The 11827-nt window shown below is 60.2% G+C and carries 9 protein-coding genes and 1 pseudogene; 5 read left to right on the top strand and 5 right to left on the bottom strand.

What is annotated here, in order from left to right; all coding sequences use genetic code 11:
- Positions 1-91: 91 nt before the first annotated feature.
- Together IPK32_24205 and actP are read left to right on the top strand one after the other, a co-directional pair.
- The gene (locus tag IPK32_24205; protein ID MBK8094988.1) at positions 92-394 is read left to right on the top strand and encodes a DUF485 domain-containing protein; all 303 of its coding nucleotides are present in this window, start codon (positions 92-94) and stop codon (positions 392-394) included.
- Between the two features lie 51 nt (positions 395-445).
- Positions 446-2056 carry a cation/acetate symporter ActP gene (gene actP / locus IPK32_24210; GenBank protein MBK8094989.1) on the top strand — a complete coding sequence of 537 codons (1611 nt, stop codon included), beginning with the start codon at positions 446-448 and terminating at the stop codon, positions 2054-2056.
- Positions 2057-2065: 9 nt separating this feature from the next.
- Here the strand turns inward: actP and IPK32_24215 are convergent, their stop codons facing one another.
- The 5 genes and pseudogenes from IPK32_24215 to IPK32_24235 all read right to left on the bottom strand — a co-directional run bounded on the left by IPK32_24215 (position 2066) and on the right by IPK32_24235 (position 9378).
- Entirely contained in the window at positions 2066-3034 is a 969-nt protein-coding gene (locus IPK32_24215; protein MBK8094990.1) for an ATP-binding cassette domain-containing protein, read from the bottom strand.
- A gap of 456 nt (positions 3035-3490) precedes the next feature.
- Positions 3491-4468 (bottom strand): annotated as a pseudogene (locus IPK32_24220) (ABC transporter ATP-binding protein).
- Entirely contained in the window at positions 4465-6480 is a 2016-nt protein-coding gene (locus IPK32_24225) for an ABC transporter substrate-binding protein (protein ID MBK8094991.1), read from the bottom strand. The pseudogene IPK32_24220 and the gene IPK32_24225 overlap by 4 nt, the downstream one beginning before the upstream one ends.
- 128 nt (positions 6481-6608) lie before the next feature.
- Complete coding sequence (locus IPK32_24230; protein ID MBK8094992.1) at positions 6609-8120, bottom strand: ABC transporter permease subunit; 1512 nt, start codon at positions 8118-8120, stop codon at positions 6609-6611.
- Between the two features lie 7 nt (positions 8121-8127).
- Complete coding sequence (locus tag IPK32_24235) at positions 8128-9378, bottom strand: ABC transporter permease (protein MBK8094993.1); 1251 nt, start codon at positions 9376-9378, stop codon at positions 8128-8130.
- 151 nt (positions 9379-9529) lie between these two features.
- On the opposite strand from IPK32_24235, the gene IPK32_24240 reads away from it, so the two are divergent.
- The 3 genes from IPK32_24240 (at position 9530) to IPK32_24250 (ending at position 11822) form a co-directional block, all read left to right on the top strand.
- Complete coding sequence (locus IPK32_24240) at positions 9530-9769, top strand: hypothetical protein (GenBank protein MBK8094994.1); 240 nt, start codon at positions 9530-9532, stop codon at positions 9767-9769.
- A 107-nt stretch (positions 9770-9876) separates the two neighbouring features.
- Positions 9877-10518 carry a TIGR00266 family protein gene (locus tag IPK32_24245; protein MBK8094995.1) on the top strand — a complete coding sequence of 214 codons (642 nt, stop codon included), beginning with the start codon at positions 9877-9879 and terminating at the stop codon, positions 10516-10518.
- Between the two features lie 5 nt (positions 10519-10523).
- The gene (locus IPK32_24250; GenBank protein ID MBK8094996.1) at positions 10524-11822 is read left to right on the top strand and encodes a M48 family metalloprotease; all 1299 of its coding nucleotides are present in this window, start codon (positions 10524-10526) and stop codon (positions 11820-11822) included.
- Positions 11823-11827 lie beyond the last annotated feature (5 nt).

Consider the following 11827-nt stretch of genomic DNA (forward strand, 5'->3'; position numbering starts at 1 on the left):
CCACGGCGATCAGTGCATTCTTTCTTTCACCCTGTTTTCCAGGAAGCTCTCCTTGCCAAAACCAGGGCCACTCCATAACCTCCGCCCTCTTATGTCCGAAAAATCACCCGACTGGGCCCAGCTCGAGGCCAAACCCGCCTTTCAGGCCCTCCTCAGCCGCAAGGCAAAGTTCATCATCACCGCGACGGTCTTTTTCGTCACCTACTACTTCGCGCTGCCCATCCTCGTCGGCTACTTCCCAGAATTCATGAAGAAGGAAGTGCTCGGCCGTTTGAATTGGGCTTACCTCTTCGCCCTATCGCAGTTCTTCATGGCATGGGCCTTAGCCTGGATCTACACCCGCAAAGCCGCCCAATGGGACAAAGAAGCCGCCGCCATCATCCACGGCCATTGATCTTATATCGACCTCCACTTGACCCTTTGACCCTTTTTTCTCCCACTCTCTATGACTATTGCTGTTTGGATGTTTCTCGCCTTCGTCGTCGCGACGCTCGGCATCACGATTTGGGCCGCTAAAAAGAATACCAGCGCTGGCGCCTACTTCGCCGCAGGGCGTAGCATCACTGGCTGGCAAAACGGACTCGCCGTCGCGGGTGATTACATGAGTGCCGCTTCATTTCTGGGCATATCGGGCATGATCGCACTCTTCGGCTACGACGGCTTCATGTACTCCGTCGGCTGGCTCGTCGCCTACCTCACCGTCCTCATCGTGGTGGCAGAGCCTCTTCGGAATGCGGGTAAATACACCATGGCAGACCTGCTAGCCTACCGCCTCACTCCACGTCCCGTGCGGGCCATGGCATCCCTCAGCACCATCACCGTTTCCACCTTCTACATGGTCGCACAGATGATCGGCGCAGGCACCCTTGTGAAGCTGCTGCTCAAAGACCTGCCCTGGATCAGCACCGAGGCCGCCATCATCGGCGTAGGCGTGCTCATGGTCGTGTACGTCGTCTTTGGCGGCATGCTCGCCACGACCTGGGTGCAGATCATCAAGGCCATCCTGCTCATGACCGGCACCATCTTTCTCAGCGTGCTGGTGATGAAAAATTTCAACTACAGCTTCAGCACCTTCTTCGAAGCCATCGCGAATCTCACCTACATCGACAAAACCGGCGCAGAAGTCACCAAGAACTTCCTGGAGCCTGGCATGAAATTCGGCGCAGATGTCACCAAAGGCTGGGGGCCGCTTGATTTGATCTCCCTGGGCCTCGCGCTCGTCTTTGGCACCGCAGGGCTGCCGCACATCCTCGTACGCTTCTACACCGTCCCTGATGCCAAAACCGCCCGTGTCTCCGTCGTGTGGGCGATGGTCATCATCGGCACCTTTTACATCCTCACCACCTTCCTCGGCTTTGGCGCTGCTACGATCCTCAAGCCAGATCACATCGTCACCGACAACATGGCCGCCCCACAGCTCGCAGAGGCACTCGGTGGGCCGCTTTTCTTCGCTTTCATCAGCGCCGTGGCCTTTGCCACCATCCTCGCCGTCGTGGCCGGACTCACCATCAGCGCCAGCGCCAGCTTCGCACATGACTTTTACTCCAACGTCCTCCACCACGGCAAAGAAAACCGCCCTGGGCAGGAAGTGAAAGTCGCACGCATCACCGCCTTCGTCGTCGGTGCCATCTCCATCTTCCTGGCCATCCAGCTCCAGAACGTCAATGTCGCCTTCCTCGTCGGCCTCGCCTTCGCCGTGGCCGCGAGCGCGAATCTGCCCGTCATCGTCCTCAGCATCTACTGGAAGAAATTCAGCACCACGGGTGCCGTCGCTGGCCTAGCCGTCGGCCTCCTCAGCAGCATCATCCTCATCATCCTCAGCCCCAGCATCATGGGCATCGACGGCCCAGAAGTCGTCGCCGCAAAGCGCCACCTCATCCAGGCAAACGCCCTCTTCCCGCTCACCAATCCAGGCATCCTCAGCATCCCACTTGGCTTCCTCGCTGCCGTCATCGGCTCCCTCATGAAGCGCGAGCCAGAGGCCGAAGCCAAATTCACGGAGCTCAAAGTCCGCGCCCACACCGGCCTCGGAGCGGAAAAAGCCACGGCACACTGATCCAGCCCATCAGGTGCAGCATGGACAGGCCTGCACCCAGTGCCCAGGCGACACCTCTTTGAGCGTCAGGTCCATCCGCGTGCTTTCCTCCCACTTCGGATGCTTCATCCGGTGCCCGAAAGCACAGCCCGCAGGCGGATTGATCGGCGAAGGCACATCACCACGCAGCAACTGCCTCTCACGACGCTTCGTCGGGTCTGCGATGGGGATCGCATCCAGAAGCGCCTTCGTGTACGCATGTTGCGGATTCTTATAAAGCTCCGCCGCAGGAGCCATCTCGACGATTTTGCCGAGGTACATCACCGCCACGCGGTCGCTCATGTGCTGCACCACGCTCAAATCATGCGCGATGAACAGATACGCCAGCCCAAAGTCCCGCTGAAGCTCCAGCAGCAGATTTAGAACCTGTGCCTGCACGCTCACATCGAGCGCGGAGACCGGTTCGTCGCATACGATGAGCTTCGGCTTCAGCGCGAGCGCTCTCGCGATGCCGATGCGCTGCCGCTGTCCGCCGCTGAACTCGAAGGGATACTTGTGCACACCATCCGCTGGCAATCCGACACGCTTCAGCAACTCCGCCGCCCACTCACTGCGCTCGGCCCGCGTGCCCATCTTTTGAATGATGAACGGCTCCTCCAAAATCTGCCCGATCGTGTGGCGCGGGTTGAGCGACTCCGCCGGATCTTGAAACACCATCTGCAATTCCCGCCTCCACTCACGAAGCTGCCCCTGCGACTTCGTCGAGATGTCATGCCCATTGAACTGAATACTGCCCGCCGTCGGCTTGAGCAACCGCACGACCGATTTCGCCACCGTGGACTTCCCACAGCCGCTTTCGCCCACCAGCCCGAGCGTCTCACCCGGCTGCAGCTCAAAGCTCACGCCATCCACCGCCTTGCACGTGGCCTTCGTCGTGTAAAACACGCCGCCACGTACCGGAAAGTGCATCTTGAGGTTCTGGACGGTGAGGAGGCTCATGATTCAGAGGTTCGGGGGGGGGGGGGGGGGGGGGGGGGGGGGGGGGGGGGGGGGGGGGGGGGGGGGGGGGGGGGGGGGGGGGGGGGGGGGGGGGGGGGGGGGGGGGGGGTGGGGGGGGGGGGGGGGGGGGGGGGGGGGGGGGGGGGGCGGGGGGGGGGGGGGGGGGGGGGGGGGGTGGGGGGGGGGTGGGGGGGGGGGGGGGGGGGGGGGGGGGGGGGACAGGCCCGGGGGGGGGGGGGGAAAAAGGAAAAGGGGGGGGGGGGGGGGGGGGGGGGGGGGGAGGAGGGGGGGCGGGGGGGGGGGGGGGGGGGGGGGGGGGGGGGGGGGGAGGGGGCCGGGGCAAAAAGAGAAAAAAAGGAAAAAAGGGGGGGGGGAGCGGGGGGAAAACCCCGGCCAGGAGGAGCGGGGGGGGGGGGGGCGGGGGGGGGGGGGGGGATTGTCAGTCGGCCGGCGGGGTTCAAAGCACGCGCAGGCCTCCACACCGTGGCCTTGGCCGCACTCTTTCCAGGGCTGGCGTTGGTTCAAAACGTCGTCGCTGTGGGCATTCGGGCAGCGTGGGGCGAAGCGGCAGCCTTTGGGCATGTCTTTAAGGCTTGGCACCATGCCGGGAATGACGGGGAGAGGTGTCTTCGGCGGGTGATCGAGCTTCGGCAGGCACTGGATGAGGCCTTGCGTGTAGGGATGGAGCGGTTTGGCGAAGATTTCGCTCACGGGGCCGCGTTCCACGATGCGGCCGGCATACATGACGATGACTTCATCACAAACTTCGGCGATCACACCAAGGTCGTGCGTGATCAGGATGACGCTCATGCCGAGGTCTTGCTGCATGTCGCGGATCAGCTCCAAAATTTGCGCCTGCACGGTCACATCGAGCGCGGTGGTGGGCTCGTCGGCGATGAGGAGCTTCGGCGTGTTGATGAGCGCCATGGCGATCATGATGCGCTGACGCATGCCGCCGCTGAGTTGATGCGGATATTCGTTCAGGCGCTGCTCTGGGGCTGGAATGCGCACTTTTTTCAGCATGTCGAGACTTCGGGCCAAAGCCTCGCGCGGCTCGATTTCGGGCTCGTGGAGGAAAACGGCCTCGCAGAGCTGTTTGCCGATGGTTTGCACCGGATTGAGCGCGGTCATCGGCTCCTGGAAAATCATCGAGATGTCGTTCCCACGCACTTTCCGCATTTCTTCGGGCGAAAGCGTGACCAGATCGCGATTTTCGAAGCGGATGCTGCCGCCGAGGATTTTGCCGTGCGGCTGCGGAAGGAGCCGCGTGATCGAAAAAGCCGTCACGCTCTTCCCGCAGCCGCTTTCGCCGACAATGCCGAGCGTCTTGCCCTTCGGCACCGTGAAGCTCACGCCATCGACGGCTACAACGCGTCCGGCATCGGTATCGAAGCCAGTGACAAGATTTTCGACCTGGAGGATGGGTTCGCTCATTTGTCGCGGTATTGGTCAAAGACGCGGGAGACCTCGCCGAAGCTGCGTCCCATGCTCATGGCTTCATGCGTTTCGTTTTGAATGGCTTCGTCGATCCAATAAACGCCGGAGTCCATGACCTCGCGGGTTTGCATTAGGTTGCCCTCCTTCGGCCAGCGCACCCAGCGCCAGTGCAGCATGCGGTAATACGGCGAATCCCAGGCTGGAATGGCGCAGCCCAGCTCCTGCACACGTTCCTGGACGAGCCACGAGTACTTCTGCACCTCATCCTCATTCGGAGCCTTGCGCTGGAGGTCGATGAGCTTGTCCAGCTCAGGCTCACCCGTCATGGTGAAGTTGTTCGTGTTCGTTTTCACTTTGCGACTGCCGTCCGGCTGGATCTCCCAGGCATTCTCCGTCGCGTAATACTCCCACAGGTGTGGATGCGGCGGTTTGGCACCCCAGGCGGACATGATCATCTCGTGCGTCTTTTGATCCCCCTTTTTGAAGAGTTGCGTGATGTCGAGTGCTTCGATTTTGATTTCAAAACCAGCCTTCAGTGCATCCTCCTTCAAAATCAGCGCTGCCTGCGTGAAAGCTGGCATATTCGCGACGGTAAAGGTCAGCGAGAGGCGTTTTCCCGATGCATTCATCAGCACACCGTCACCACCGCGCTTGGTAAAGCCTGCTTTGGCGAAATACTCCTGCGCCTTCACCGGATCATACGACTTGGCCTTCAGCTTCGGACTCGTGAAGCGGCCGAAACCCGCAAAGGTGCTCTGCATCCGCACCGCATCGCCACGTAGCACCACCTGGATCACGCGCTCGAAGTTGAGCGCGTAGTTGATGCCCGTGCGCACGTCCTGATTGTCCAACGGCGGCTTGCTTTGGTTCAAGTAGATGCCGCGTGAGAGACGCGGATACACATTATAGAAGGTGTACTTCTCAATGTAGCCATTCAGCACCTCCGGCACCTCACTCTTGTCATACCAATACGTCGGGATGAGGGCGATGAAGCGCTGCGGACAAAACAGATCCAGCTTTCCCTGACGAAACATCTCATACGCCGTGTCCACAGAGGCCACCATGCGGTACTCGATTCGGTCCACATTGAAGCGGTGGCGGTAAAATTTCTTGTCCCGCGCCCACCAGTCCTTCACCCGTGTGAGAGTGATGCTGCGGCCATACTTGATGTCTTCCTGAGCGATGTCATACGGCCCTGTCGTCGGCATTTTCCGCCACTGGTAACGAGCGGGGAAATCATCGGTGAACTCCTTGAAGAAATGCCGCGGCATCGGCCCGTTGTCTTCGCTGGCATGGTAAATCGGGTCCGGTTTTGGCTCCCGCATGGTGATGCTCATCGTGCGGTCGTCAAACTTCGTGATACACTCATACTCCTTGGTGAAAAAGTCGATGGCAAAGGGGTCCTGTAGGTTCTTCGACAGACTCATGTAAAAGAGCATGAAGAAGTCCTCCACCGTGACCTTCACGCCATCCGAGTAGCGTGCATCAGGATCGAGCCGAAAGTAGGCCGTCTTCTTGTCCGCCGACTCCGCCCAGGCCTCCGCGATACCCGGCATCCACTTCGTCGTGTCTGGGTGGTGCATGACGAGGCGCATCTCCACATTGTCCGAATGCTCGCCACGAAACGTGTTGTTCCCATCCGGCCCCAAAAAGCGCAGCGTCGGCGGAAAGTCTGGCGTGTCGATGCGCAGCGTGCCGCCCTTCTTCGCCTCCGGCGAGCCGAGGTCCGCCAAATCCGCGCCTGTTTCCCATTTCAGATCCTTCGGCAGGTCGGCTGGCGTGAGGAAGCGATAGATATTCGGCTTCGCCTTCCACTCCGCCTCCACCTCTGCCGTGTTGTCGTATGGCGGAAAGCGGTCGTCGGAGTCGCGGTCTGGCGTGCATGACGAAAGCAGTAAACTAAAAGCACAAGCCGCCACGATGAATCGCGATAGCGTCGTGGAGTGCGGTGGCAGAGGGGCAAGGCGCAGACTTGCCCCGGCGACACCGCTGTCGTCGTGAAGAGACACTTTCGAAAACCAACCCGCCATCGACAGCGGTGTCGTCGATGCCGGATGGCTCCGGCATCTCTGCCCCCGCACTCCACGACGCTCCCGCGCCGAAGACGCTGCATGTGTCTTTGAGTGTGAAGGTGGCTTCATTCGTATGTCGTGAATTTTTTCGGGTCAAAGGCCTCGCGAACCGCCTCACCCACGAAGGTGACGAGGATGAGCACGCTGGCCATTGCGGTGAAGGCGCTGGTGACGATCCAGGGATAGCTGAAGTTATCCACGCCCTCATGCAGCAAGCGGCCCCAGCTCGGCACATCCGGCGGCAGGCCGAAGCCCAGGAAGTCCAGTGCGGCCAGCGAAGTGATGACACCCGCTACTTTGAAAGGTGCTAGCGTCACCAAGATGGCGATCACGTTCGGCAACACATGGTGGAAGATGATGCGCGGCGTGCCGGCACCGAGAAGCCGTGCGGCGGCCACGTAGTCACGCTCTTTTTCTTTGTAGGTCGCGGTGCGGATGTAGTTCGCCGTCTCCATCCAGCCAAAGGCAGCCACGATGGTCACCAGGATGAGCAGCGTCGGACTCACCAGCGAGCTGATGATCATCACGACAAAGAGGAACGGCAGCACCGACCAGATCTCGATGAGTCGCTGCCCCACCATGTCCAGCACACCGCCAAAGAAGCCCAGTGCACTGCCAAACGTCAGTCCCACTGCAAATGTGATGATCAAATACAACACCGCCACGCCCAGCGACTGCTGTAGGCCGCCGTAGAGCATCGCCAGCACATCAATGCCGGTCGAGTTGGTGCCGAGGTAATGCCGCGTGCTCCAAGATGGCGGCGCTGGCGGGTAAATCAGTGTGCGCAGCTCAGGATGCGCCTGCGACTCCAGCGCAGCCGCTTTTCCGTCCGAGAAGTCCGTGTAGCTCACGCGCACACCTTTCTCAAAGCTTGCCTTTTCGACCGGCTGGCCGTCCAAATCCCAACCACGCATGTCTCCCTGACGCAGACCGTGACGGAACTGCCACTCCTGCCGCTGCTGCTCCGGCTTCGCGATGAAGACTGAGTATGCCGTGCCGTTGAAGGGCTCCGTTTCGCCTTGGCGAAAGACCTTCCCATCACGCAGCGCGACCGTTTCGATGATCGCAGGCGAATCCAGCGCCGAATCATACGGCACCAGCGGCAGCAGCACCCAGTCACCTTTTTGCTCCAAACGAAAGCGAGCCTGCAAATCGCGGTAATCCGCCTCCGCATCACTTTTCAGGCCAAACGTCGTCCCAGGCAGCACCTCGGTCACAAAAGGAAAATACCACTTCCCCGAGTGACTCACCATCAACGCCCGTTTCCCGACGATCAGCGTGTCCAGCGACGCCACAGCACCCAGCGCCAACAAAATCACGAACGCCACATAACCGCGTCGAATGGCACGGAAGCGCCGCAGCTTCTTCGCCGTCTGTGGACTGATGTTCCAGGCCGTTTTGCCAGTGAATAGCAACACCAGCGCTGAAATAAAAATCACGCCGCAGGCCAACCAGCCCAGTACGCCACCAAACACAAACGGCACCTTCAAAACAGGCACACTCAGTTTCAATACGCGTAGCACCGCCGCCAAGATGGCGTAGGCGAGCAGTAGAAAGCCGGTGGTGCGAGGATTCATCGTTTCATCATTCAAAGCGCACTCGCGGGTCCGTCACCGCGACAAAGAAGTCGGACAAAATGTTCCCCAGCACGATCAAGATCACATCCAGCGTGATGATGCCCATCACCAGCGGGTAATCGCGGTCACTGATGCTCTGGATCGTCAGCATGCCGAAGCCGTCGATCTGGAAAATGCGCTCGATCAGCATCGAACCACTCACAAACACCAGCGTCACGTTCCCCAGCGTCGTCGCAATGGGGATGAGCGAATTCCGCAGCGCATGCCCCAGCACTGCACGGCGATAGCTCACCCCTTTCGCGATGGCGGTGCGCACGTAATCCGCCGCGAGGTTGTCCATGAGATTGTTTTTCATCATCATGGTCATCAAAGCGAAGTTGCTGATCATGTAACAGGCCAGCGGCAACATCGCGTGATGGGCTAGATCCCAAATTTTCTCACTCAGACTCAAGCTGGCGAAGTTTTCACTCGTAAAGCCCTCCGTCGGGAACCAGCCCATGCGTGCGGCGAGGTACACGACAAGCAAACTACCCAGCAAGAACCCAGGGATCGCGTAGCCGATGAAAATGAGGATCGAAGTCGCGTTATCGACCACCGTGCGGTGCTTGATCGCCTTCAAGACTCCTAGCGGGATGCAGACGATGTACGTCAGCACAAAGGTCATCAGCCCGTAAAACAGCGACACAGGCATTTTGGAGAGCATCATGTCGAGCACGCGGAGGTTGTAGCTCGTGCTGAGGCCAAAGTTGCCTTGAAGGATGCCATTGAAGTCCGGGCGAAAAACCGCCACGCGCTGCTTTTCCGCTTCCACACGCGTTTTCCAGCCATCTACCTTTCCAGTGCTCAGTTTGCCTGTTATCGTCACGGTGGCCTGAGTGACCTTGTAGGCGTTATTGGGCTTCCATTCGGCTTTGGGCAGCAAAACCTTCAAAGTGATCGGAAGCTCCGTTTTGCCGTCTTCGAACTTCACGAACTGCTTCGACTCCTCACGCGGCCAAATGCCCAACCACACGCAGTACGCCGGAAAAAACGGCCTATCGAAGCCATAATAGGCCGCGAGCTGCTCCTTTTGCTCCTCACTGAGCGAGCCACCCGCATCACGCCCACCACCACTGCGGTCGCCCATGGCCAGCGCCTGCTGCATCGCCTTTTCCATCGGTCCGCCGGGCACAATCCGCGTCAAACCAAAGACCACCAGCGTCGCACCGATCAAAGTCGGCAGCAGCAACATGAGGCGGCGGATGAAGTAGGCGGTCATTCAGCAGTGAAAAAGCGAGGAGACAGAAAGTTTGAGGCAGTACGGTCCAGCACACAAGACTTTGTGCGTGTTTTACTCCGTGATGAAGAAAAAGATGATCCCCGAGTTTTTTCTTGCCCCCAGAACAGTCAATCGCTCTAAGTGGCGGCCTATGGATTTGAATATTTCCCTGACTCCGGTTTTGGCTGCTCGTGGCGGTGGTATCGGCGGCATCGTCCGCTGGTTCATCCAAGTGGTCATCTATGATATTTGCGTGACGACGATCGCCGAGGTGCTCGGTGTGAGCCGCCTCATCGCTCTCTTTATCTTCCTCGGCATCTTGCTGCTGATCAGCTTCGGCGGCTACTTGCTGCGCAAGAAGATGAGCGGCCAGGCGGATGGGGATTTGTGATCGCGGTATCGCGGACACGTTTTCCCACCGTACAGGAGGCCTGACCTCACACTCTATGCGCCACCAAAGTACTGCACGCTCCGGCTTTCTCCACGCTGCGTCTCGACATGGCGGAGGGGGAGCGCATCCTGGCGCAGCCAGGGGCGATGCAGGCGATGACGCCGGGCTTTCACATCGAGGTAAAGGCCGGGCTACAGATGCAGGGCAAAAGCGGTGTAGCAGGTGGTGTGCGCAGCTTCTTCGGTGGTGAGAGTTTTTTCACGGTGTGCTACCAGGCGAAGCGTGATGAGCAGCACATCATGCTGGCACCGGAGCAGATGGGAGAAATCCGTGCCCTGGAGGTCACACCGGAGTCCACACTGCTGCTGGCTCGCGGTGCTTTTTTAGCCTGCACACCTGAGCTTTCCTTTGAGCTGCATAATGCGGGTATGCATGGCCTGCTGGCCACGCGGGGGCTGTTTTTCCTGAAGACAGCGGGCACGGGCACACTCTTTGTCTCCAGCTATGGTGGCGTGATCGAGCAGACGCTGGCGGAGGGGGAGCGCTTCGTGCTGGATAATCGGAACATCGTGGCTTTCACCGGTGGGATGGCCTTTGAGTCCGTGGTGCTGACGAAGTCGATCAAGGACTCGCTTTTCTCCGGCGAGGGCTTCGTGGTGCGCTTCACCGGTCCTGGCAAAGTGGTGTATCAGACACGGGCGCGGCCCTCGATGGGCTTGATCCGTGGCTTCATCCAGTCGGTGACCTGATCGCTATGATGCAGGATCTCCCAGAGCTGACTTTGGAAAAACCCCGGCGGCTGGTCACGCCGACACGCAAGTCTCTGCTGTCCCTCTTTCAGGCCAGTGAGGCACGCTCGCGGCTGTGGATCGCGCTGGAGGTGCTGCTCATCGCCGTCGGTGCGGCGTGGTGGGCTGCGCAGCCACACAGCATCCCAGGCTGGCATTTTGCGCTGCTCTTTGCGGTGGGTTTCCTGGGCTTGTTCGACTTTGTGCCGCAGGTACTGACCACCAATCGCAAGCGCCTGGAGGACGTGCGACCAGAGGCGAAGCTGGGGCCACACACGCGTGACTCACTGCTCGCCGCCGTGCAGCGTGTGAAGGAGCGGCTGGGCTACTCACACCGCCCGGTGCGGGTCTATTTGGCCAAAGAGAAGGACGTCAATGCGCTGGCCATGCGGCTCGATCTGCTGCCGGGCTGGAATCTTTTCAACAGCGTGCAACTGAATCGCTCCATCGTGCATTTACTCGATGAAAAGGAGCTCGAGTCGGTCATCGGGCACGAGCTAGGCCACGTCTTCGCCTACTCGCCGCTACCCAGCCGCTGCATGCTCATTCACGGCTTGCTCTCCGGCGTGCTGACACTGGTGATCGCGCAGTTGCTCCAGAATTACGAGATCTATCTCGGAGCACCGCTCTTCGCGCTTGGTATGGTGCGGTGGGTGGCATTCCGCACCTGGGTGAGTCAGATCCGGCTGGTCGAGTTCCTCTGTGACGACCACGGAGCCCGCGCCGCAGGCCTCATCCCCGCCATGACGACGGAGATCAAACTCGGTCTGGAGCACGAAGCCCGCACCTCACTGCTACTCCGCGTGCTGGAGGCCAAGCTCAGCAACGCCACCCATGTGCCCATCCAGGACCTACTCCAGTCGTATGAAGATGCCCTGCCCTTCGGCGGTGTGCGCACGGAGGAGGCACGGCAGCAGCTGGAACAAAGCATCCGCCAAAAGCTCACCAAAAGCGATGAGACCTCCCTCATGGGCTTTTTCCACTTCCTCAAAGGTGACAACACCGACCACGAAGCACTCCAAGAGCAAGTCACCGAGCTGCGCACCGTGCAGCGTGTCGCCAAAGTGCCCGTGGAGCTGCCGGAGGTGCTGCATGATCCGCGCCGCCTCCTCGAGCCCACCGTCCACGCCATCGAGTCCCACCCAGACCGCGTGCTCGTGCGGCTCGCAGAGGAAATCAGCGATCTCGGCTCCACGCACCCGAACACCTCACGCCGCCTGCTCTACCTCTGGCGGAATCGCGATGCCATCCTCCGTGCCAGTTGACAGCA

The sequence above is a fragment of the Verrucomicrobiaceae bacterium genome, assembly GCA_016713035.1.
Taxonomy (GTDB): Bacteria; Verrucomicrobiota; Verrucomicrobiia; order Verrucomicrobiales; family Verrucomicrobiaceae; genus Prosthecobacter.